Genomic DNA, 21,942 nt, shown 5'->3' on the forward strand with positions numbered 1-21,942 from the left:
GGCACCAGCGGCCGCCATGACGCATTCCTCCTCTTCTTCTTTCGACGCCCCTTCGCCTCAGCCTTCATGGCCGCGCGCCCTCTGGCAGCGCTGCCGGACGCTGTGGCTGCTCAAGCTGGCCGGCAACACCGTCGCCACGCTGGGCTTCTTCCCGCTGTACTTCTGGGTCATGCACCATGCCGGGCCGGCGTGGGTGCTGCCGCTCACGGCCGTCGACCGGCTGATCGCGTTCTGGCCGGCGATGCTGCCGGTGTACCTCACGCTGTGGGCCTACATCGCACTGCCGGTGCTGCTGGCCAAGGACCGGCGCGAGCTGAACACCATCGCCATCGGCTGCGCGGTGATGACGGCGATCGCATTGGCCGTGTTCTGGTGGATGCCCACGGCGATCCCGAACTTCACGATCGACGCCGTGCCGGGCTCGTCGCTGCACTTCCTCAAGACCTTCGATGCGGCGGGCAACGCCTTTCCTTCATTGCATGTGTCGTTCTCGGTGTTCGCCTGCATGGTGCTGGGGCGGCAGCTGCGCGAAGCGGGTGCGCCGGGCTGGTTGCGGCTGCTCAACCTCGCGTGGGCCGTGGCCATCGTGTACTCGACGATGGCGGTGCGCCAGCATGTGCTGATCGACGTGCTGGGCGGCCTCGGGCTGGGCCTGGCGCTGGGCTTCGCGTTGCGCGAGCGCCCATCGGCGGCTTTGGCGCCGGTCGCGGCTTAGACCGATCGCGGTATTCCGCCGCGCGGGCGCCGACGGTACATAGCGGCATCGCCGTCCACCGAGCCCGCCATGACCTGTCGCCTGTTCTCCCTCGCTGCCGCCGCCTGTCTTCTCGCCGGCCCCGCGCTGGCCATCGACTACCCGGCGCGCAAGCCGGGCCTGTGGGAAATCCAGACCGGCGAGGGCGGTGCGGCAGTTGCCAAGGCGCCGGGCCAGACGATCCAGCAATGCATCGACGCGGCCACCGACAAGGCGATGCGCGAGATGGGCCAGGGCATGGGCAAGGACATGTGCTCGAAGCAGGACCTGCGCCTCGAAGGCGTGAAGCTGGTCATCGACTCGGTCTGCAAGATCGGCCCCACCACCGCGACCTCGCGTGCCGTGATGAGCGGCGACTTCAGCAGCGCCTACCGTGTCGAAAGCAAGTCGACCTACAGCCCGCCGCTGATGGGCCGGACCGAGGGCACGAGCGTCGTCGACGCCAAGTGGGTCGGCCCCTGCAAGCCGGGCCAGAAGCCGGGCGACATGGTCATGGGCAACGGCATGAAGATGAACATGCTCGACGCGATGGCGAAGATGCCGCCGCGCAAGTGAGCGCGGCCGGTTGCTGGATCAGCCCGCGCCGTTCGCCTTGACCCAGCGCACGATGTCGGCCGCGCCCATCGCGCCGGCCTGCCGCGCGACCTCGCGCCCGCCCTTGAACAGCGCCAGCGTCGGGATGCTGCGGATGTTGAAGCGCGCGCCCAGCGCCTGCACCGCCTCGGTGTCGACCTTGGCCAGCCGCACCTGCGGTTCGAGCTGGGCCGCCGCCTGCTCGTAGGCCGGCGCCATCTGGCGGCAGGGGCCGCACCAGGGCGCCCAGAAATCGACCAGCACCGGGATCTCGTTGCGCGCGATGTGGCGGTCGAAGGTGGCCACGTCGGGCAGTGCGGTGGAGTGGCCGGTGAACAGCGGACGGTGGCAGCTGCCGCAGTCGGGCGCGCTGCCCAGTTGCGCCGTGCGCACGCGGTTGGTCGTGTGGCAGTGCGGGCAGACGATGTGCAGCGATTCGGATTCGGTCATGCCCGAAAAATAGGGGCCGTGTGCGCGGATTGCAAGGCGTCGGCGCCGAGGGCGCCGGGCCTCAGAGCACCACGGGCGCGTCGGGCAGCTCGTTGGTATCGGGCTGGTCGTCGGCCAGCGGGAAGTGGGCCATCAGCAGCGCCGACACCTCTTCCAGCGCCAACGTGATGCCGTCTTCGAAGCGGCCTTCGCGGAAGGCCACGGCCATGCGCTGCGTCATGGCGGCCCATTCGGCGGAGCCCACGTGGGCGTCGATGCCGCGGTCGGCCACGATCTCGATGGCGTGCTCGGCCAGCAGCAGGTAGATCAGCACGCCGTTGTTGTGCGCGGTGTCCCACACGCGCAGCTTGCCGAACAGCGTCACGGCGCGTTCCCGGGGCGGCGCGTGGCGCCACAGGTAGGACGTCGGCAGGCCGGCCTCGACGCAGATGCGGATCTCGCCGCTGTGGCGGCGCTCGCTCGCGGCCACGCGGCCGGCCAGGCGCTGCATCGCGTCGGCCGGCAGCACACGGCGCACGGCGGCTTCGTCGGTCCAGCGGTGCCGCCAGATGCGGCCCAGCTTCGAGAAGAGCGTGGGGTCTGCAGTTGCCATGGGTTCACCAGTCTCCCGAGGCGCCGCCGCCGCCAAAATTGCCACCGCCGCCGGAGCTGAATCCGCCGCCACCACCTCCGCCGCCGCCGCTGCTCCAGCCGCCGCCACCGCCACCACTGCTCCAGCCACCCCCGCCGCCACCGCCTCGGCCGCCGCGACCGGGGCCGAAGCCGGCAAGGCCCGAGAACAGCGAGACCATGAGCGCGATCAGCCCTGCGATCACCGCGATGACCGTGCTGGTCGTGAGGAAGAACGCGACCACGCCGATACCGCCGCCCATGGCGACCGAGCCCATCGTCTTGCCCAGGATGGCGCGCGCGATCGGCGCACCGACGAAGACGCCGACGAACAGGAAGATCGCGAGGTTCTCCCAGTCGAAGCCGTCGTTGCTGCTGCCGCTGCTGCTGTTGCGCGAAGGCTCGGGCAGCGGCTCGCCGTCGACCAGGCCGATGAGCCGGTCCACCGCCGCGTTCAGGCCGCCCGCGAAGTCGTTGTTGCGAAAGCGCGGCTTCATCTCCTCGTCGATGATGCGCACCGCTGCGAGGTCGGGCACCGCGCCTTCGAGCGTCTTGGCGGTGGCGATGCGCATCTTGCGATCGTCCTTGGCGACGATCACGAGCAGGCCGTCGCCCACGCCCTTGCGGCCGATCTTCCAGGCGTCGCCCACGCGCTGCGCGTAGCTCGCGATGTCTTCGGGCGCCGTGGTCGGCACCATCAGCACCACGATCTGCGAGCCCTTGCGCTGCTCGAAGGCCGCGAGCTTGGTTTCGAGGCCCGAGCGCTGCGCGGCGTCGAGCGTGCCGGTCTGGTCGATCACGCGCGCCGTGAGCGTGGGGATCGGCAGCAGGCCCTGCGCCAGCGCGGGCAGGCCGGCCCATGCGAGGGCCGCGATGAAGATCGCTGCCAGTGCGCGGCGGATCAGGGCTGCGGCCATCGGCGCCGCTTCTTACTTCTTCGGGGCGCTGAAATCGACCGTGGGCGGCGTCGAGATCTGGGCTTCGTTCTGCACCGAGAAGTTCGCCTTCGGCTTGTAGCTGAAGACCATGGCCGTGAGGTTGGTCGGGAAGCTGCGCGCGAGCACGTTGTACTCCTGCACGCTCTCGATGTAGCGGTTGCGCGCCACGGTGATGCGGTTCTCGGTGCCCTCGAGCGTCACGCGCAGGTCGCGGAAGGCCTGGTTGGCCTTGAGGTCGGGGTAGCGCTCGGCCACCACCATGAGCCGCGACAGCGCCGACGAGAGTTCGCCCTGCGCCTGCTGGAACTTGTTGAAGGCCTCGGGGTTGTTGAGCGTCTCGGGCGTCACCTGGATCGAGGTGGCCTTGGCGCGCGCCTCGATCACCTTGGTGAGCGTGTCCTGCTCGAAGCTGGCCTCGCCCTTCACGGTGGCGACGATGTTCGGCACGAGGTCGGCACGCCGCTGGTACTGGTTGAGGACCTCGCTCCAGGCCGACTTGCTGGCCTCGTCGAGGGACTGGAACTGGTTGTAGCCGCATCCGCTGAGGGACAGGACGGCCGCGAGAATCAGGAACCAGCGCTTCATCATCATTTGCATTACCTCCGCAGAAGGAGGCCGAAGTTAGCATAGATGGGGTCATGGCCCTCGATCCACTCCACGCCCTGCAGGCCGCGAACCGCGCGGTGCCGCCGGCGGCCGCGCCGCCCACCGGCACGCTGCTGATCGCGGGTGCGACCGGCGCGCTCGGCCAGGAACTGCTGCACCGGCTCGCGGGCCGCCACCGCTTCCAGCGCACGCGCGTGCTGGCGCGCGAGCCCATGCACGACGGGCTGCCCGGCGTCGAGACGGTTCAGTGCCCGGCGCTGCCGATCGCGCAGTGGCCGCTGGTGGCGGCCGACGTGGCGGTGGTCGCCTTCGATCCGCCGCGCCTGTACCACGGCCGCGAGCGCGCGCTGTGGCACCCCGAGCCCGCCGACCTGCCCGAGCTGGCACGCTGGCTGCGCGCCAGCGGCGTGCGCACCCTGGCCATCGTGCAGCCGCACGACCGCGGCCGGCTGCCCGAGGCGCTCAAGCGCGGGCTGGCCAGCCTGGACGAGCAGGCCGTGGTCGCCTGCGGCTTCGAGCGCCTGATCCTGCTGCGCTCGGCGCGCAAGCCGGCCGACGTGCGCCTGGCCAACCTGGGCGAGCGGCTGGCGGCCTGGATGCTGTCGATCATGCGGTTCATGGTGCCGGCCAACGAGCAGCCGGTGCGCGCGCCCAAGATGGCCGAGCTGGTCGACCTCGCGCTGCGCGTGGCGCCGCCGGGCGTGCACGTGGCCGCGCCCGAGATGGTGTGGCAGGCCGCGCAGGGCGCCACCGAGGCGGCGGCGCGCGCGTGGCTGATTCCGGCGTCCGCGCCCGAAGCACCCACGGCCGGGTCGCCTGCTGCCACATGGCCGTGACATGGGCAGGGCAAAATCCGGCCTACCCCCTTCGCTCTCGCCCCTCACCGCCATGCCCAAGACCCCTTTCCGCGCCGCCGCGGCCATCGGCGGCACTGCCGACGATGTCGAGGCCGCCTTCTATGAAGCGCTGCAACGCGGCGATGTCGATGCGCTGATGGCCTGCTGGGCCGACGAGGACGAGGTGTTCTGCGTCCACCCGGGCGGCCCGCGGCTGGTGGGCGCGGTGGCGATCCGCGCGGCCTTCGAGCAGATGTTCGCCAACGGCGCCATCCATGCGACGCCGGCGCGCGTGCGCAAGATCGAGTCGCTGGCGAGCGCCGTGCACAACGTGCTGGAGCGCATCGAGGTGCTCACGGCCGAGGGGCCGCGCCATGCCTTCGTGCTGGCCACCAACGTGTATCACAAGACCGCGCAGGGCTGGCGCATGGTGGCGCACCACGCGAGCCCGGGCAGCGCGCGCGAGCCGGACGACGCGAACGATCCGCCGCAGGTCCTGCACTGAGTCCTGCTTCGAGCGATGGCCTCTCCCTTTCCTTCTTCCTCTTTCTCACCGGATTCCGCGTCGCCCGTTGCGTACGACGCCATGGGCTACGACGCCCCGCGCTGGCTGCCCGGCGGCAACCTGCAGACCATCTGGGCCGCGCTGTGCGCGCGCCGCTTCGACGGGCCCGCGCCGGTGTACCGCCGCGAGCGCTGGACCGCGCCGGACGGCGACTTCATCGACGTCGACTTCGTCGACGCGCCGCAGCCCGGCCCCCGGCCGCTGCTGGTGCTGTTCCACGGGCTCGAGGGCTCGTCGCGCAGCCACTACGCCGAGGCCTTCGCGGCCTTTGCCGCCGCGCGCGGCATGGCCTTCGCGGTGCCGCACTTTCGCGGCTGCAGCGGCGAGCTGAACCTCGCGCCGCGCGCCTACCACTCGGGCGACCACGAGGAGATCGACTGGATCCTGCGGCGCATGCACGCGCAGCACGTGGTGCAGGGCGGCGGCGGGCCGGTGCTGGCGGCCGGCGTCTCGCTGGGCGGCAATGCGCTGCTGCGCTGGGCCTGCGAGGCGGGCGAGAGCGCGCGGGCCTCGGTCGACGCGGTGGCGTCGGTGTGCGCACCGCTCGACCTGGCGGCGGGCGGCGAGGCGATCGGGCGCGGCTTCAACCGGCTGGTCTACACGCGCATGTTCCTCGCGACCATGAAGCCCAAGGCGCTGGCCAAGCTGGCGCAGTTCCCGGGTCTGTTCGACCGCGACCGGCTGATGGCCGCGCGCGACCTGTATGACTTCGACGACGTGTTCACCGCGCCGCTGCACGGCTTTCGCAACACCGACGACTACTGGGCGCGCGGCTCGTCCAAGCCGCTGCTGGGCGCGATCCGCGTGCCCGCGCTGGTGGTGAACGCCCGCAACGACCCCTTCATTCCGGCCCGCAGCCTGCCGGGGCCCAGCGAGGTCGGGTCGCACGTCACGCTGTGGCAGCCCGCGGGCGGCGGCCACGTGGGCTTTCCGCTCGGCCTGCCGCCGGGGCACGTGGGCGGAATGCCCGAGCGCGTAGGAGGGTGGCTGGCCCACCACCTCTCGTCGACGCGGGCGCAAAATACGGCCCATGGATGACATCGTCAAACAGGCATTGGCCAAGTGGCCGAACGTGCCGCACTGCTACGGCTGGCTGGGCCTGGACGCGCGCGGCAACTGGTACATGCGCGACGACCGCACGCAGGCGCAGGGCCCGTTTCGCAGCGCCAAGGGCTCGATGCTGCGGCACGACAAGCTGATCGACTTCATCCACCGCAACTACGAGCACGACGCCGACGGCCAGTGGTTCTTCCAGAACGGGCCGCAGCGCGTGTATGTCGAGCTGGAGGCGGCGCCGCTGGTGTGGCGCGTGGCGCAGCAGGGCGCGGGCGCCTTCACGGTCACGGCCCACACGGGCGCGCCGGCCGAGGTGTCGGGCTGCCTGCTCGACGAAGAAGGCCGGCTCTACCTCGTGGCCCCGGCGGGGCTCGGGCTGGTGCACACGCAGGACGTGGGCATCGCCGCCGAGGCCGTGGAGCAAGGCGTCTGGACGCCGGAGCCGGTGCGCGCGGCCGACCTGCCGGGGCGCTTCGGGCATGTGCTGAGCCCGGCGGAACGTCATGCAGGCGTGGCTGTATAGCTATTGAAAAGATAGCAACCCGGATCGTCCGGGCGTAAAAAAACCGGCCTGAGAGCCGGTTTTTTCATGGGCGCGAGGCGCCGTCGATTGCTTACTTGGCAGGCGCGCTGGCCGCAGCCGACGCACCTTCGGCCGGCGCGGCGGCCGCTGCCGGACGGTCCGGCACCGGGAACTTGGCGCCACCGGCGTTGGCCAGGTACACCACGGCACGGCCGATTTCGATGTCTTCGAAGTCGCCGCCGCCCTGGGCGGGCATGGCGCCCTTGCCCTTGAGCGCGTGCTCGAGCAGCGTCGCGTAGCCCTGGCCGATGCGGGGGCCCCAGGCTGCGGCGTCGTTCAGGTGCGGGGCACCGGGGATGCCGGGGGCGCCGTGGCAGGCCACGCACTGGGCCTTGAACACGGCATCGCCAGCGGCCAGCGGCCGGTTGGCGTCACGGATCTCGATGGAGCCGACCTTCTTGAGGCGCTCGGCCACTTCACGGTCGCGCGATTCCTTGGTCACGCCGTAGAGCGCCATGTTGTCGCCCTCCGCGGTACCGGCGGGCTTGGTGCCCGAGACCACATAGGACACGAGGCCCACGATGATCAGGATCGGAATGATGAAAGAGAAAAATACCGCGAGCAGCAGTTGCTTCGGGTTCTTGATCGGGCCGGTATGGGCTTCTTCTGTGGCCTGGTTGTGCGGGTCTGCGCTCATGGCGTCCTCAATAACGGGGGGCTCGTCGGGGGCTTTTTCTAACCAACCGGCGATTATAGAGAGGCCCTTTGCCCGCGCGGGCAATTGGCCTCTCCATATCGGACGCGCAGGTGTCTCAACCGTTGTTGCGTGTGGCCCAGCCGCCACCCAGCGTCTTGTACAGCGTGACCTGGTTCTGCAGCTGCAGCAGGCGCGTGGCCACCGCCGATTGCTGCGCCGTGAACAGCGAACGCTGTGCGTCGAGCAGGTCGAGCGCGCTGGCGATGCCGTTGCGATAGCGCAGGTCGGACAGCTTGTAGCGCACCGCCTCGGCGTCGGCCTGCGCGGTCTGCGCGCGCGCCTGCTCGCCCAGCGTGGCGCGGCCCGCGAGTGCGTCGGCCACTTCGCGGAACGCGGTCTGCACCGACTTCTCGTACTGCGCCACCGCGATCTCGCGCCCGGCCTTGGCCGAGTTGAGTCCCGCGATGTTGCGGCCCGCATCGAAGATCGGCAGCGTGACCGTGGGCGCGAAGCTCCAGGCCTTGGTGCCGCGGTCGAACAGGTTCGAGAACTCGCTGCTCGCGGTGCCGATCGAGCTCGTGAGCGACACGCGCGGGAAGAAGTTCGCACGCGCTGCGCCGATGTTGGCGTTGGCCGCAATCAGCTGCTGCTCGGCCGCACGGATGTCGGGCCGCTCGGTCAGCAGGTCGGAGGGCAGGCCGGCCGGCACGTCGGGCATCGGGCGGATGCCCGCGAGTCCCTTGGTGCCACCGGCGGTGGCCTCGGCCGGCACCGGCGCGCCCAGCAGCAGCGCGAGTGCGTTCTCGTCCTGCAGGCGGGCACGCTGCTGCTGCGCATAGGCGGCGCGCGCGGTCTCGGCCTGCGAGTTCGCGGCCTGGAAGTCGATCTCGGACGACACGCCGTTGTCAAAGCGCAGCTTGGTCAGGCGCACCGACTCGTCGCGCGTGACCATGGTCTGGCGCGTGATCTCGAGCAGCTCGTCGTCGGCCAGCAGCGTGAGCCAGCCGCTGGCCACGGCCGCGATCAGGCTGATCTGCGCGGCCTTGCGTGACTCTTCGGTGGCCAGGTACTGCGACAGCGCCTGGTCCTTCAGCGCGCGGATGCGGCCGAAGAAGTCGAGCTCCCACGCAGTGAAGCCGAAGTTGACCGCGTACTGCGAGGCCACGCTGCCTTGCGTCGGATCGATCGCCTGGTAGGCGTTGGGGCTCGAGCGCGAGCCCGTGCCCGTGAGGCCGAGCGCCGGGAACAGCGCCGAGCGCTCGATCTGGAACTGCGCACGCGCCTGCTCGATGTTGAGCACCGACACGCGCAGGTCGCGGTTGTTCGCCAGCGCCGTCTGGATCAGGCCCGCCAGGCGCGGGTCGGTGAAGAAGTCCTGCCAGGGCAGGGCGGCCGCGGCGGGGCCCGACGGCTGTGCCGGGTCACCCGGGTAGGTCGTCGGCACCGGCGCCGCGGGGCGCTCGTAGGTCGGGATCAGCGAGCAGCCTGCCAGCAGCATCGCGGCTGCCAGCACGGTGGGGATCAGAGGTTTCTTAGTCATGGTGTGTGGTATCTCCCGTGATGCCGGCCGCTGCCGCATGCCGCTTGTCGGCCTCGTGCTGGCGCGCGCTGCCCTTGAACAGCGTGCGCACCACCACGAAGAACACCGGCACGAAGATCACGGCCAGGACCGTGCCGGTCACCATGCCGCCGAGCACGCCGGTGCCGATGGCACGCTGGCTCGCCGAGCCTGCGCCCGAAGCCAGGACCAGCGGCAGCACGCCCAGGCCGAAGGCCAGCGAGGTCATGATGATGGGACGGAACCGCAGGTGTGCGGCCTCGAGCGCGGCCTCGACCACGCCGCGGCCCTGCGCCTGCAGGTCTTTCGCGAACTCGATGATCAGGATCGCGTTCTTCGCGGACAAGCCGATGATCGTGATCAGGCCCACCTGGAAGTACACGTCGTTGGAATAGGCGCGCAGCATCGTCGCCACCAGCACGCCCAGCACGCCCAGCGGCACCACCAGGATCACCGACAGCGGGATCGACCAGCTCTCGTACAGCGCGGCCAGGCACAGGAACACCGCCAGGATCGCGAAGCCGTACAGGATCATGGCCTGCGAGCCGGCGAGCTTTTCTTCACGCGACTGGCCGGTCCACTCGAAGCCGAAGCCTTGCGGCAGCTGGCCGGCGAGCTTTTCCATCTCGGCCATGGCCGCGCCCGTGCTCTGGCCCGGCGCCGCGTCACCGCTGATGCGGATGGCGGGGTAGCCGTTGTAGCGCACGGTCTGCGTGGCGCCCGAGACCCACTTGGTGGTTGCGAAAGCCGACAGCGGCACCGGTTGGCCCTTGGTGTTGACGGCGTTCAGGCGCAGCAGGTCGTCCGGCTGCATCCGTGCCGGCGCATCGGCCTGCACCACCACGCGCTGCAGGCGGCCGCGGTTCGGGAAGTCGTTGATGTAGCTCGAACCCAGCGAGGTCGACAGCGCACTGTTGATCGCGTCGAAGCTCACGCCCAGGGCGTTGGCCTTGTCGCGGTCGATGTCGATCTCCAGCTGTGGCGCGTCTTCCAGGCCGTCAGGGCGCACCTGCGCGAGGATCTTGCTCTGCGAGGCCATGCCCAGCAGCTGGTTGCGCGCGTTGATCAGCGCCTCGTGGCCTGCGCCCGCGCGGTCTTGCAAGCGGAAGCTGAAGCCGCTGGCGTTGCCCAGCTCGGGAATCGGCGGCGGGCTCAGCGGGTAGATGAAGGCGTCGCGGATGCCCGACAGCGCACCGAAGGCACGGCCGGCCAGCGCGCTGGCCGAGTTGGCCGGGTCCTTGCGTTCTTCCCAGTCCTTCAGCGTCACGAAGGCAAGGCCCGCGTTCTGGCCCTGGCCGGAGAAGCTGAAGCCCATCACGCTCACGATGCTCTGCACTTCAGGCTGCTTCAGGATGAAGCCTTCGACCTGTTGCATCACCGACAACGAACGCTCTTGCGTCGCGCCCGGGGGCAGTTGCACGTTCACGATGATGTTGCCCTGGTCTTCCTCGGGCAGGAACGAGCTCGGCAGGTGCGTGTAGAAGTACGCGACGGCGCCGATGATCGCGGCGTAGATCACGAGGTAGCGTGCGGCGCGGCGCAGGATGCGCGCGACCACGCCTTCGTAGCCCTTGGCCGTGCGCGAGAAGCCGCGGTTGAACCAGCCGAAGAAGCCGCGCTTCTCATGGTGGTGGCCGGCTTCCACCGGCTTGAGCAGCGTGGCGCACAGCGCCGGCGTGAGCGACAGCGCCATGAAGGCCGAGAAGCCGATCGAGGCCACCATCACCGCCGAGAACTGGCGGTAGATGTTGCCGGTCGAACCCGCGAAGAAGGCCAGCGGCACGAACACCGAGATCAGCACCACGGTCACGCCGATGATGGCGCCCGAGATCTGCTGCATCGCCTTGCGCGTGGCGTCGAGCGGCGACAGCCCCTCTTCGCTCATGATGCGCTCGACGTTCTCCACCACCACGATGGCGTCGTCCACCACGATACCGATCACCAGCACCATGCCGAACATGGTGAGCACGTTGATCGAGAAGCCCAATGCGAGCAGCGTGGCGAAGGTGCCCAGCAGTGCAATGGGCACCACGATCGTCGGGATGATCGTGTAGCGCCAGTTCTGCAGGAACAGGAACATCACCAGGAACACCAGCGCGATGGCCTCGAACAGCGTCTTCACCACTTCGGAGATCGAGATCTGCACGAAGCGCGAGCTGTCATAAGGAATGTCCCACTTCACGCCCTTGGGGAAGTAGCGTTCCAGCTCGGCCATCTTGGCGCGCACGGCCTTGGCCGACTTCAGCGCGTTGCCGGTGGGCGTGGGCTGCACGCCGATACCGACCGCGGGCACGCCGTTCAGGCGCGCGGAGGTGGCGTAGTTCTGGCCGCCGAGTTCGACGCGTGCCACGTCCTTCAGGCGCACGGTCGAGCCGTCGGTGTTGGCGCGCAGCACGATGTTCTGGAACTGCTCGACGCTGTTGAGCTGGCCGTTCACCGTGACCGTGGCGGAGATCGCCTGGCCGGGGATGTTCGGCAGGTCGCCGAGCGTGCCCGAGGCCACCTGGGCGTTCTGCGCACGGATCGCGGCATTGACGTCGTTGGCCGACAGGTTGAAGCCTTGCAGCTTCGCCGGGTCGATCCAGATGCGCATCGCGTTCTCGGAGCCGAACAGCTGGGCCTGGCCCACGCCGTCGATCCGCTGCAGTTCCGGCACGATGTTGCGCGCGGCATAGTCACCGAGCGCCACCGGGTCGAAGTCGGGGTTGTCCGAAGACAGCATCGCGAACAGCAGGAAGTTGTTGCGCGACTTGTCCACGCGCACGCCCTGCTGCGTCACGGCCGAGGGCAGCCGCGGCGTGGCGCGCGAGAGCCGGTTCTGCACGTCCACCTGCGCGAGGTCTTCGTTGGTGCCGGCCTCGAAGCTGATGGTGATGGCGCCGGTGCCGTCGGCCTGGGCCACCGATTCCATGTAGATCAGGCCGGGCGAGCCGTTCATCTCGCGCTCGATCACGGACAGCACGCTGTCCTCGAGGGTCTGCGCGGAGGCACCGGGGTAGGCGACGTTGATCACGATGGCCGGTGGGGCCACCGGCGGGTACTGCGAGATCGGCAACTGCGTGATGGCGACGCCGCCCACCACGATGATGAACAGTGCGATCACCCACGCGAAGATAGGTCGGTCGATAAAGAATTTGGCCATGCGAGGCGCTCCTGATTACTTCTTGTCAGCCGGGGCCGAAGCCGGGCTGGCGGCGGGTGCCGCTGCGGCAGCAGACGCTGCCGGTGCCGCGGGTGCAGCCGCGCCGTTCGGCGTCGGCTTCTGCCACGGCACCGCCTTCACGGGCGTGCCGGGCGGCATCATCTGCAGGCGCTGGAAGCCGTCGACCATCACCTGTTCGCCGGCCTTCAGGCCGTCGAGCACCACCCACTGGTTGTCCTTGGCGGCGCTGATCTTCACGGTGCGCTGGCTCAGCTTGCCGTCGGCGCTGACCACCGTCACGTGGTCGCCCTGCTGGGTGCGCGTGACAGCCTGTTGCGGCACCGTGATCGCGTTCGTCACCTGGGCCTGCTCGAGCTTCACGCGCACGTACAGGCCGGGCAGCAGTTCGCCCTTGGGGTTCGGGATCTCGGCGCGCAGCGTGACCTGGCCCGTGGTCGGGTCGACCGTGAGGTCGGAGAACAGCAGCTTGCCGTCCTGCCCGTAGTCGGTGCCGTCTTCCAGCACCACGCGGATGCTCGCGGCTTCTTCGCCGCTCGCACGCTTGTACTGGCCGGCGGCCACGGCGCGGCGCAGCTTGAGCACGTCGGAGGCCGACTGCGTGAAGTTCACGTACAGCGGGTTGATCTGCTGCACCACGGCCAGCTCGGTGGCGTCGCCCTGGCCGACCAGTGCGCCTTCGGTGACCAGCGCACGGCCGATGCGGCCTGCGATGGGCGAGGTGACATCGGCGTAGCCCTGGTTGATCTTGGCGGTCTGCAGCAGCGCGCGGTTGGCGGCCACGTCGGCGTCGGCTGTCTTGGCGGAGGCCACGGCCGTCGCGTATTCCTGCTTGCTCACGGCGTTGGCTTCGACCAGCGGCTTGTAGCGGTCGGCCAGCGCCTTGGCCTGCACGGCGTTGGCTTCGGCGCGGGCCAGTGCGGCCTGGGCGTTCTGCGTGGCGGCCACCAGCGGTGCGGGGTCGATGCGGAACAGCAACTGGCCGGCCTTCACGTCGCTGCCTTCGCGGAACTCGCGCTTGAGCAGGATGCCCGGCGTGCGGGCGCGCACCTGGGCGATGCGCGAGGCTTCGAGGCGGCCGGGCAGCTCGGTCACGAGGCCCACGTCGGTGGGCTTGACCGTCACCACGCCGACTTCAGGCGCCGGACGGGCACCACCGCCACCGCCGCCCGGTCCGGCCGGGGCCTCGCCCTTGCCGCAGGCGGCCAGGAACAGGAGGGAGACGAGGGCCACGGTCGCGAGACGCGGCGAAAACGACAAGGACGGTTGACGCGAGACATGCAGAAGAGGCATGTGATTCCTTTGATGCGAAGACGGGAGATGGCGCGTTTGCGGGAGAGATCCGTAAACCAGCACGGGCAGGTGGGCCATCCGAGAAGCGCGCTAGTTTACATACATTCATGGATGTATAGTGACAGCCATGCAATGGCCCCACGATACGCAAAGGGCGTTCGCTTTACAAATCAGGAGACTTGGTGGCACGTCGTACGAAGGAAGAAGCACTGGCGACGCGGAATCGATTGCTCGATGCCGCGGAGTTGCTGTTTCAGGCGCAAGGTGTTTCGCAGACCACGCTGCAGCAGATCGCGCAGCAGGCCGGCGCGACCCGGGGTGCCATCTACTGGCACTTCAAGGACAAGGCCGATCTGTTCAACGCCATGATGGAGCGCGTGATCCTGCCGCTGGAGACGCCGCCCAAGAGCGACATCCCCGGCGATGACCCGCTGGTCGAGATCGAGGAAGGCCTGATCCATGCGCTGACGCTCATGGTCGCCGACCCGCAGGTGCGGCGCGTGTTCGACATCGCGACCCACAAGGTCGAGTACACGCACGACATGGCCTCGGTGCAGCAGCGCCACCTGGACGCGCGCAACGCCTGCGTGGTCGATTTCGAAAAGGCCCTGCGGCTGGCCGCGCGGCGCGCCCGCATCCGGTTGCCGTTGCCGGGCGCGATCGCGGCGCAGGGCATGCACGCCCTGATGGGCGGGCTGATCCAGAACTGGCTGCTCGACCCCACGGCCTTCGACCTCGTGTCGACCGGGCGGCGCACCTTCCGCGTCTACCTGGCCGGGCTCGGTTTCCCGCGCACGCCGGCCGGTGGCGTCCCGACGGCGCACGACGCGGAAACCACCGCGGCCTGATAGGCCATAATGTGTGGCTCCGGTGCATTCCGGAGCACCCCTCTCGCTGTATTTCAACGGATAGAATTCGGCCCTCCGAAGGCTGAGATCCAGGTTCGATTCCTGGCGGCGGGACCACCTTCAAGACCGGAAATTCCGCAAGGGCTTCCGGTTTTTTCACTTCTTCCCCGACCCGGCCCGGCCTTGCAAGACAAGGCCGATCCGGAGATCCGCGCGACCGGGCCGTGACACGCCGTTGCACCCCGTCACCCGGACGCACGCATGTAAAAATTCCCCGCATGATGGAGCTCTCCGAACTGGACGAAACCAGCCTCGCAGCACACGCCGCCGAATGGCGTCGGCGCGCGCTGCGCGGCGAGAAACAGGCCCGCGGCATCGCACATGCCCTGGAGGCCGAGATGCGCCGCCGCTTCGGCGATTCGATTCCGCCGAGCCAGAGCGCCGACCTGGACACCCGCCCCCTGGCCCTGCGCCAGCCGCCGCGCCCGTGGTGGAAGTTCTGGTGAGCCAGCCGCGCGCCTTCGCCGCCTGATCTGAGCTCCCTCGCCGCCGGCCGCCGGTTGCAGCGCCCCGTCGGCCCTGACACCATGGCCGCATGGCATACCAACTGCATTACTGGCCCACGATCCAGGGCCGCGGCGAATTCGTGCGGCTCGCACTCGAGGCCGCGGGCGCCGACTACGTCGATGTCGCGCGGCTGCCCGCCTCGCAAGGCGGTGGCGAGTCCGCGCTGGGCCGCCGGCTCGGCGACCCCGGCAACCCGCGCGCCGCGTTCGCACCGCCGTTCCTCGTCGACGGCGACATCGTGGTCGGCCAGACCGCCGCGATCCTGCTGTACCTCGGCCCCAAGCTCGGGCTGGCCGGCATCGGCGAATCCGACGGGCTGTGGACGCATCAGCTGCAGCTCACCATCGCCGACGCGGTGGCCGAGGCGCACGACACCCACCACCCGATCTCGACCGGCGACTACTACGAAGACCAGCGCGACGCGGCCCTGCAGCGTGCGCGGGCCTTCCGCGAGGCGCGCATTCCGAAGTTCCTGAACTGGTTCGAGCAGGTGCTGCAGCGCAACCCTTCGGGCGACCTGCACCTGGTCGGCGACGTGCTGACCTATGCCGACCTGTCGCTGTTCCAGCTGGTGGAGGGGCTGCAGTACGCCTTTCCGAAGGCCGCCGCGCGGGCGCTGGCCTCCACGCCGTCGGTCGTGAAGCTGCACGCGAATATCCGGCGACGCCAGCGCGTGCATGACTACCTGCAAAGTCCCCGACGCATCGCGTTCAACGAGGATGGGATCTTTCGGCGCTATGCCGAGCTGGATGGCTGAGGACTATTCGTCGTCGCCGGCTTCGTTGCGGATGCGCAGCGCCAGCTCGTACAGCGTGTTGCGCGGCGCACCGCTGATCTCGGCGGCCAGCTTCACGGCCGTCTTCACCGGCAGTTCCGCCAGCAGCAGGCGCAGCACACGTTCGCCTTCCGCGCCGCCGTCGCCGCTCACCGCCACGGGGTGCAGCACCAATGCGAACTCGCCACGCGTGCGGTCGCGGTCGGCGCCGAACCAGTCGGGCAGCGCGCTGGCGGCCACGGTGGCGATCTCTTCGAACTGCTTGGTGAGCTCGCGGCCCACGGTGATGCGGCGCTCGCCCAGCACGGCCAGGGCGCGGGCCAGGGTTTCGATGCGGTGCGGCGCTTCGAGCAGCACCACGGCGCGCGGCTCCTGTGCGAGGGCCTGCACGGCGGTGTCGCGCTCGCCGGCCTTGCTCGGCAGGAAGCCCGCGAACACGAAGGCGCTGCTGTTGTGGGCGTGGCTGCTCTCGCCGCCGTCGGCCACGAGGCCGGCTGCGCTCACGAGCGTGACGACGCTGCTGGCGCCCGGCAGCGGCAGCACGCGCTGGCCGGCTGCGCGCACGGCCGCGGCCAGGCGCGCGCCGGGGTCGCTCACGCCGGGCGTGCCGGCGTCGCTCACGTAGGCGATGCGCTCGCCCTGCGCGAGCCGCGCGACCACGGCCTGCGCGGCCTCGGCCTCGTTGTGCTGGTGCACCGCGAGCAGTTGGGCGCCGGGGCGGTCGATGCCGTAGGCGCGCAGCAGGCTCTGCGTGTGGCGCGTGTCCTCGCAGGCGACGGCGTCCACCAGCTGCAGCACATGCAGCGCGCGCAGCGTGATGTCGGCCAGGTTGCCGATCGGCGTGGCGACGACGTACAGCGTGCCCTGCGGATAATGCTGCGCGCCCGCGGCGTCGAGCGCGGCCGGCAGGGCCGCGCCGAAGGAAGCAGGGGCGAGTGAAGCCAAGAGGTTTCTCCGTAGGGCAGCGAAAACAAGAACAGGGCAGGGAGCCATGACGACAAGCACCACGACGACGAAGCATCGCGGCGATGCGGCGGAAGACGCCGCGCTCGACCACCTGCGCCAGGCCGGCCTCGTGCCGGTCGCGCGCAATTATCGGACGCCGGGGCGTGGCGGCGGCGAGGTCGACCTGATCTTGCGCGATCCGCGCGACGGCACGCTGGTGTTCGTCGAGGTGCGCCAGCGCAGCGCGGCCTCGCATGGCGGAGCGGGCGGCAGCATCACGGCGGGCAAGCAGCAGCGCATCGTGCTGGCCGCGCGGCATTACCTGGGCCGGTTGCGGTCGCTGCCGCCGTGCCGTTTCGATGTGGTGCTGATCGAGGAGAAAATCACTTGGCTGAAAGCCGCCTTCGACGCCGGCTGACGCGCCCCGAAAGGGAACTGAAGCCTTGCTGAAGGCTCCACCACTCACACGTCTTGTTTCACGACCCCCAGTTATCATCGCGCCCCATGCTCGAGCAACGGATTCAGCAGCACTTCATCGACAGTGCCGACCTCAAATACCAGACCGGCCCGGTCCTCAGCAAACCCATCTCTCAAGCGATGCAGGCCCTGCTGGCCTGCGTGACCAGCGGCGGCAAGGTGCTGGCCTGCGGGGCCGGCGTGTCGGGCCTGCTGGCCGCGCAGTTCGCCTCGAACTTCGTGGGCCGCTTCGAACGTGAGCGGCCCGAGCTGGGCGCCATCGCGCTGCCCGGCGACACCACCGACCCGGCGGCCGACAGCCCGCAGGCCGCCGATGCCGACCGCTTCGCGCGCCAGGTGCGCGCGCTCGGCCAGGCCGGCGACGTGCTGCTGGTGCTCAGCGCCAGCGGGCAGTCGTCCGCGGTGCTGGCCGCCGTGCTTTCCGCGCATGAGCGCGATATGACGGTGGTGGCGCTGCTCGGCAACGCCGCCACGGGGCTGGCCACCGCGGCGCCCGGCGTCGGCGGCACCGGCGGCGCCATCGGCCGCGCGCTGCGCGAGACCGATGTACAGATCAGCGTGCCGCACGAGCGTGCGGCGCGCATTCACGAAATCCACCTGCTCGCGCTGCATTGCCTGTGCGACGGCGTGGATGCCCAGTTACTCGGAGAACAGGAAGTTTCCTCATGACCATGACGACCCTGACCAAGGCCTCGACCCAACGTTTCGCTCTGGCGCTCACCCTGGGCGCCGCCCTGGTGGCCGGACTGTCCGCCTGCGTGCCGCTCGTCGTGGGCGGCGCCGCGGTGGTGGGCGTGGGCATGGTGGCGACCGACCGCCGCAGCTCGGGCGCCCAGCTCGACGACCAGGGCATCGAGCTGCGCGCCGCGGCCCGCGTGCGCGACATCGCCAACGACAACATGTACGTGAGCGTCACCAGCTTCAACCGCCAGGTGCTGCTGACCGGCGCCGTCGGCAACGACGCCGACCGCCGCCGCGTCGAGGACGAGGTGAGCCGCGTGGTCAACGTGCGCTCGGTGGTGAACGAACTCACCATCGGCGCCCCGAGCACCTTCCAGGACCGCTCGAACGACCTGTACATCACCGGCAAGGTGAAGGCCTCGCTGCTCGACGCCAAGGACATCTTCGCCAACTCCTTCAAGGTCGTGACCGAGCGCAGCACGGTCTACCTGATGGGCATCGCCACGCGCCGCGAGACCGACCGCGCCACCGAGATCACGCGCGGCGTGACGGGCGTGGCGAAGGTCGTGCGCGTGGTCGAGGTGGTGAGCGAGGCCGACCTAGCCGCGAGCCAAGCGGCCAACCAGTCGGCTGCGCAGCGCGGCGGCACGGGCCCCGCACCGGTGAGCAACGCGACGCCATCGACGCCGGGTGCTGCCTCGGGTTCGCGCGTGCCGCTGCCGCCGATGGAGCCGCTGCCCGCGCCGGCCGGTGGTGCAACGACCTCGCCGGTCCGCTGAAACCAAAAAGCCCGCTTCCGCGGGCTTTTTTCATTTGAGTCGGATGATGAGACTGGAGGTGTCCCAGCGCCTGCCGCCGGCCTGCTGCACGTCGGCATAGAACTGGTCGACCAGCGCCGTCACCGGCACGCGCGCGCCATTGCGCTTGGCTTCGTCGAGCACCAGGCCCAGGTCCTTGCGCATCCAGTCGACGGCAAAGCCGAAGTCGAACTTGCCTTCGATCATGGTCTTGCCGCGGTTGTCCATCTGCCAGCTCTGGGCCGCGCCCTTGCCGATGACGCCGAGCACGGCGTCCATGTCCAGGCCGGCGCGCTGGCCGAAGGCGATGGCTTCCGACAGGCCCTGCACCAGCCCCGCGATCGCGATCTGGTTCACCATCTTGGCGAGCTGGCCCGCGCCGCTGTCGCCCAGCAGCGTGACGGCGCGCGCGAAGGCCATGGCCACCGGCCGGATGCGCTCGAACACCGCCGCGTCGCCGCCGCACATCACGGTGAGCGCGCCGTTCTGCGCGCCCGCCTGGCCGCCCGACACGGGCGCGTCGATGAAGTGCAGGCCGCGCGCCTGCGCTGCCTTCGACAGCTCGCGCGCCACGTCGGCCGAGGCCGTGGTGTGGTCCACGAGCACGGCGCCGGGCTTCATGCCGGCCAGGGCGCCGTCGTCGCCCAGCACCACCGAGCGCAGGTCGTCGTCATTGCCGACGCAGCAGAACACGATGTCGGCGCCGGCCGCTGCTTCGCGCGGGGTAGGGGCGTGGCGGCCGGGGGCGCCGAACTCGGCGACCCAGGCCTGCGACTTGGCGGGCGTGCGGTTGTAGACCGTGACCGTGTGGCCGGCCTTGGCCAGGTGCCCGGCCATGGGCCCGCCCATGACGCCGAGGCCGAGGAAGGCCACCGTCTGGGCGGGAACGGATTCGTAGGTGCGGGGGGTGATGCTGCTCATGACCGACAGCTTAAAGCCAAAGAAAGAAACAAGGCCGGCGCGCCCCGCGGTGCGCCGGCCGGCGCGGCCTCAGACGATCGCGAAGTGCTCGGTGCCGGCCGCCAGGTCGGTGCTGCGCGCGCGCTGGCTGTTGAGCTTGATCTGCAGGCGCAGGTCGTTGGCCGAGTCGGCGTTGCGGATCGCTTCTTCGAAGTTGATCGCGTTGCCCTCGAACAGGTCGAACAGCGCCTGGTCGAAGGTCTGCATGCCCAGGTTGCGGCTCTTCTTCATGATCTCCTTGATCTCGCCCACCTCACCCTTGAAGATCAGGTCGGAGATCAACGGCGTGTTCAGCAGGATCTCGACGGCGGCCACGCGGCCCTGGCCGTCTTCGGTGGGCACCAGCCGCTGCGACACCAGCGAACGCAGGTTCAGCGACAGGTCCATCAGGAGCTGCGCGCGGCGCTCTTCGGGGAAGAAGTTGATGATGCGGTCCAGCGCCTGGTTGGCGCTGTTGGCGTGCAGCGTGGCCATGCACAGGTGGCCGGTTTCGGCGAAGGCCACGGCGTGCTCCATCGTTTCGCGGTCGCGGATTTCGCCCATGAGGATCACGTCGGGTGCCTGGCGCAGCGTGTTCTTCAGCGCGGCTTCCCAGCTGTCGGTGTCGATGCCCACTTCGCGCTGCGTCACCACGCAGTTCTTGTGCGGGTGCACGAACTCGACCGGGTCTTCCACCGTCACGATGTGGCCGTAGGAGTTCTCGTTGCGCCAGTCGATCATCGCGGCCAGCGTGGTCGACTTGCCCGAACCCGTGGCGCCCACCAGGATGGTGAGGCCGCGCTTGGTCATCGCCACGTCCTTGAGCACCTGCGGCATGCCCAGCCCGTCGATGGTCGGCAGCTTGGCGGGAATGGTCCGCAGCACCATGCCGACCTTGCCCTGCTGCACGAAGGCGTTGACGCGAAAGCGCCCGATGCCGGTCGGCGAGATCGCGAAGTTGCACTCCTTGGTGCGCTCGAACTCGGCCGTCTGGCGGTCGTTCATGATCGAGCGCGTGAGCGCCAGCGTGTGCTGCGCACCCAGCGCCTGCTGCGACACCTTGGTGACCTTGCCGTCGACCTTGATGGCCGGCGGGAAGTCGGCGGTGATGAACAGGTCGCTGCCGTTGCGGCTCACCATGAGCTTGAGCAGGTCGTTGATGAACTGGCTGGCTTGATCGCGTTCCATGATGTCTGTGCTCCGGGTGGCTGTTCGAATCAGCCGGGGAAGTTTTCTGGGATCTTGGCCTTGCCGCGCGCTTCGGCGGCAGAGATCGTATTGCGGCGCACCAGCTCTGTCAGGTTCTGGTCGAGCGTCTGCATGCCCGAGCCCTGGCCGGTCTGGATGGTGGAGTACATCTGCGCGACCTTGGCCTCGCGGATCAGGTTGCGGATGGCCGGCGTGCCCAGCATGATCTCGTGCGCCGCCACGCGACCCTGGCCGTCCTTGGTCTTGCACAGCGTCTGCGAGATCACGGCCTGCAAAGACTCCGACAGCATCGCGCGGATCATTTCTTTCTCTTCGCCCGGGAACACGTCGATGATCCGGTCGATGGTCTTGGCGGCCGACGAGGTGTGCAGCGTGCCGAACACCAGGTGGCCCGTTTCGGCCGCGGTCATCGCCAGGCGAATGGTTTCGAGGTCGCGCAACTCGCCCACCAGGATGGCGTCCGGGTCTTCGCGCAGGGCGGAGCGCAGTGCGTTGGCGAACGACAGCGTCATCGGCCCCACTTCGCGCTGGTTGATCAGGCACTTCTTCGATTCGTGCACGAACTCGATCGGGTCTTCCACCGTGAGGATGTGGCCGTACTCGTTCTCGTTGAGGTAATTCACCATCGCCGCCAGCGTGGTCGACTTGCCCGAGCCCGTGGGGCCCGTCACCAGCACGAGGCCGCGCGGCTTGAGCGCGAGTTCGCCGAAAATCTTCGGCGCGTTGAGCTGCTCGAGCGTGAGGATCTTCGAGGGGATGGTCCGGAACACCGCGGCCGCACCGCGCGCCTGGTTGAAGGCGTTCACACGGAAGCGCGCGAGGCCGTCGATCTCGAACGAGAAGTCGACCTCCAGGAACTCTTCGTAGTGCTTGCGGTGCGTGTCGCTCATGATGTCGTACACCATGGCATGCACGGCCTTGTGGTCCAGCGCATCGACGTTGATGCGGCGCACGTCGCCGTTCACGCGGATCATCGGCGGCAGGCCGGCCGACAGGTGCAGGTCGGAGGCTTTGTTCTTGACGCTGAACGCCAGCAGTTGGGTGATGTCCACGGGGCTCCTCAGGCAGGCTTTAGTGACGTTTTGA

Annotated in this window: 24 protein-coding genes and 1 tRNA gene; 13 read left to right on the forward strand and 12 right to left on the reverse strand. The window is 69.4% G+C overall.

Going from position 1 to position 21,942, the window contains the following annotated elements:
- Positions 1 to 16: 16 nt before the first annotated feature.
- On the forward strand, positions 17 to 715 hold the full coding sequence (locus AC1RAA_RS29790) for a phosphatase PAP2 family protein (RefSeq protein WP_492732614.1): 699 nt from the start codon (positions 17 to 19) through the stop codon (positions 713 to 715).
- Positions 716 to 784: 69 nt separating this feature from the next.
- Entirely contained in the window at positions 785 to 1,309 is a 525-nt protein-coding gene (locus AC1RAA_RS29795) for a DUF3617 domain-containing protein (RefSeq protein ID WP_492732616.1), read from the forward strand.
- Between the two features lie 18 nt (positions 1,310 to 1,327).
- Here the strand turns inward: AC1RAA_RS29795 and trxC are convergent, their stop codons facing one another.
- The 4 genes from trxC to AC1RAA_RS29815 form a co-directional block, all read right to left on the reverse strand.
- Complete coding sequence (gene trxC, locus AC1RAA_RS29800; protein WP_070063801.1) at positions 1,328 to 1,777, reverse strand: thioredoxin TrxC; 450 nt, start codon at positions 1,775 to 1,777, stop codon at positions 1,328 to 1,330.
- Positions 1,778 to 1,838: 61 nt separating this feature from the next.
- Positions 1,839 to 2,369, reverse strand: a complete 531-nt coding sequence (locus tag AC1RAA_RS29805; protein ID WP_447747555.1) for a TPM domain-containing protein — start codon at positions 2,367 to 2,369, stop codon at positions 1,839 to 1,841.
- A 4-nt stretch (positions 2,370 to 2,373) separates the two neighbouring features.
- On the reverse strand, positions 2,374 to 3,303 hold the full coding sequence (locus AC1RAA_RS29810) for a TPM domain-containing protein (protein ID WP_492732618.1): 930 nt from the start codon (positions 3,301 to 3,303) through the stop codon (positions 2,374 to 2,376).
- A 12-nt stretch (positions 3,304 to 3,315) separates the two neighbouring features.
- Positions 3,316 to 3,915 carry a LemA family protein gene (locus tag AC1RAA_RS29815; protein ID WP_175497129.1) on the reverse strand — a complete coding sequence of 200 codons (600 nt, stop codon included), beginning with the start codon at positions 3,913 to 3,915 and terminating at the stop codon, positions 3,316 to 3,318.
- Positions 3,916 to 3,962: 47 nt separating this feature from the next.
- On the opposite strand from AC1RAA_RS29815, the gene AC1RAA_RS29820 reads away from it, so the two are divergent.
- The 4 genes from AC1RAA_RS29820 (at position 3,963) to AC1RAA_RS29835 (ending at position 6,910) form a co-directional block, all read left to right on the forward strand.
- The gene (locus AC1RAA_RS29820; protein ID WP_307696715.1) at positions 3,963 to 4,766 is read left to right on the forward strand and encodes a Rossmann-fold NAD(P)-binding domain-containing protein; all 804 of its coding nucleotides are present in this window, start codon (positions 3,963 to 3,965) and stop codon (positions 4,764 to 4,766) included.
- Positions 4,767 to 4,818: 52 nt separating this feature from the next.
- The gene (locus AC1RAA_RS29825) at positions 4,819 to 5,271 is read left to right on the forward strand and encodes a YybH family protein (RefSeq protein ID WP_062481770.1); all 453 of its coding nucleotides are present in this window, start codon (positions 4,819 to 4,821) and stop codon (positions 5,269 to 5,271) included.
- Positions 5,272 to 5,352: 81 nt separating this feature from the next.
- Positions 5,353 to 6,369 (forward strand): YheT family hydrolase, encoded by a 1,017-nt coding sequence (locus tag AC1RAA_RS29830; RefSeq protein ID WP_492732619.1) that lies wholly within the window; start codon positions 5,353 to 5,355, stop codon positions 6,367 to 6,369.
- Entirely contained in the window at positions 6,362 to 6,910 is a 549-nt protein-coding gene (locus AC1RAA_RS29835) for a DUF2946 family protein (RefSeq protein WP_369645419.1), read from the forward strand. The genes AC1RAA_RS29830 and AC1RAA_RS29835 overlap by 8 nt, the downstream gene beginning before the upstream one ends.
- 91 nt (positions 6,911 to 7,001) lie before the next feature.
- Here AC1RAA_RS29835 and AC1RAA_RS29840 read toward each other — a convergent pair whose 3' ends face one another.
- The 4 genes from AC1RAA_RS29840 to AC1RAA_RS29855 form a co-directional block, all read right to left on the reverse strand.
- Positions 7,002 to 7,607, reverse strand: coding sequence for a c-type cytochrome (locus tag AC1RAA_RS29840; RefSeq protein ID WP_062481762.1), 606 nt, complete (start codon positions 7,605 to 7,607; stop codon positions 7,002 to 7,004).
- 115 nt (positions 7,608 to 7,722) lie between these two features.
- Complete coding sequence (locus tag AC1RAA_RS29845; protein ID WP_062481759.1) at positions 7,723 to 9,147, reverse strand: efflux transporter outer membrane subunit; 1,425 nt, start codon at positions 9,145 to 9,147, stop codon at positions 7,723 to 7,725.
- Positions 9,140 to 12,307: an efflux RND transporter permease subunit gene (locus AC1RAA_RS29850; RefSeq protein ID WP_062481757.1), complete on the reverse strand. Its 3,168-nt coding sequence runs from the start codon at positions 12,305 to 12,307 to the stop codon at positions 9,140 to 9,142. Before AC1RAA_RS29850 ends, AC1RAA_RS29845 begins: the two co-directional genes overlap by 8 nt.
- 15 nt (positions 12,308 to 12,322) lie before the next feature.
- Positions 12,323 to 13,618: an efflux RND transporter periplasmic adaptor subunit gene (locus tag AC1RAA_RS29855; RefSeq protein ID WP_062481754.1), complete on the reverse strand. Its 1,296-nt coding sequence runs from the start codon at positions 13,616 to 13,618 to the stop codon at positions 12,323 to 12,325.
- Positions 13,619 to 13,797: 179 nt separating this feature from the next.
- Here AC1RAA_RS29855 and AC1RAA_RS29860 point away from each other — a divergent pair, with 179 nt between their 5' ends.
- The 4 genes from AC1RAA_RS29860 (at position 13,798) to AC1RAA_RS29875 (ending at position 15,790) form a co-directional block, all read left to right on the forward strand.
- Positions 13,798 to 14,466, forward strand: a complete 669-nt coding sequence (locus tag AC1RAA_RS29860; RefSeq protein ID WP_492732621.1) for a TetR family transcriptional regulator — start codon at positions 13,798 to 13,800, stop codon at positions 14,464 to 14,466.
- 42 nt (positions 14,467 to 14,508) lie between these two features.
- Positions 14,509 to 14,583, forward strand: a tRNA-Arg gene (locus AC1RAA_RS29865).
- 161 nt (positions 14,584 to 14,744) lie between these two features.
- Positions 14,745 to 14,972 carry a hypothetical protein gene (locus AC1RAA_RS29870; protein ID WP_062481748.1) on the forward strand — a complete coding sequence of 76 codons (228 nt, stop codon included), beginning with the start codon at positions 14,745 to 14,747 and terminating at the stop codon, positions 14,970 to 14,972.
- Between the two features lie 89 nt (positions 14,973 to 15,061).
- Complete coding sequence (locus tag AC1RAA_RS29875; protein WP_492732623.1) at positions 15,062 to 15,790, forward strand: glutathione S-transferase; 729 nt, start codon at positions 15,062 to 15,064, stop codon at positions 15,788 to 15,790.
- Positions 15,791 to 15,793: 3 nt separating this feature from the next.
- Here AC1RAA_RS29875 and rsmI read toward each other — a convergent pair whose 3' ends face one another.
- Positions 15,794 to 16,753, reverse strand: a complete 960-nt coding sequence (gene rsmI, locus AC1RAA_RS29880) for a 16S rRNA (cytidine(1402)-2'-O)-methyltransferase (protein WP_492732625.1) — start codon at positions 16,751 to 16,753, stop codon at positions 15,794 to 15,796.
- A 46-nt stretch (positions 16,754 to 16,799) separates the two neighbouring features.
- Here rsmI and AC1RAA_RS29885 point away from each other — a divergent pair, with 46 nt between their 5' ends.
- From AC1RAA_RS29885 to AC1RAA_RS29895, 3 genes are all read left to right on the forward strand, one after another.
- Complete coding sequence (locus tag AC1RAA_RS29885) at positions 16,800 to 17,171, forward strand: YraN family protein (RefSeq protein ID WP_492732627.1); 372 nt, start codon at positions 16,800 to 16,802, stop codon at positions 17,169 to 17,171.
- A gap of 86 nt (positions 17,172 to 17,257) precedes the next feature.
- Entirely contained in the window at positions 17,258 to 17,899 is a 642-nt protein-coding gene (locus AC1RAA_RS29890) for an SIS domain-containing protein (protein WP_062482322.1), read from the forward strand.
- Positions 17,896 to 18,690 carry a BON domain-containing protein gene (locus tag AC1RAA_RS29895; protein WP_062482325.1) on the forward strand — a complete coding sequence of 265 codons (795 nt, stop codon included), beginning with the start codon at positions 17,896 to 17,898 and terminating at the stop codon, positions 18,688 to 18,690. Before AC1RAA_RS29890 ends, AC1RAA_RS29895 begins: the two co-directional genes overlap by 4 nt.
- Positions 18,691 to 18,720: 30 nt before the next feature.
- Here AC1RAA_RS29895 and AC1RAA_RS29900 read toward each other — a convergent pair whose 3' ends face one another.
- From AC1RAA_RS29900 to AC1RAA_RS29910, 3 genes are all read right to left on the reverse strand, one after another.
- A complete protein-coding gene (locus tag AC1RAA_RS29900; protein WP_492732629.1) occupies positions 18,721 to 19,629 on the reverse strand; it encodes an NAD(P)-dependent oxidoreductase in 909 nt (302 codons plus the stop codon).
- A gap of 69 nt (positions 19,630 to 19,698) precedes the next feature.
- Complete coding sequence (locus AC1RAA_RS29905) at positions 19,699 to 20,835, reverse strand: PilT/PilU family type 4a pilus ATPase (RefSeq protein ID WP_062482331.1); 1,137 nt, start codon at positions 20,833 to 20,835, stop codon at positions 19,699 to 19,701.
- A 29-nt stretch (positions 20,836 to 20,864) separates the two neighbouring features.
- Positions 20,865 to 21,908: a type IV pilus twitching motility protein PilT gene (locus tag AC1RAA_RS29910; RefSeq protein ID WP_062482334.1), complete on the reverse strand. Its 1,044-nt coding sequence runs from the start codon at positions 21,906 to 21,908 to the stop codon at positions 20,865 to 20,867.
- Positions 21,909 to 21,942: the final 34 nt, after the last annotated feature.

The sequence above is a fragment of the Variovorax sp. GW823-FHT04F07 genome (assembly GCF_058795995.1).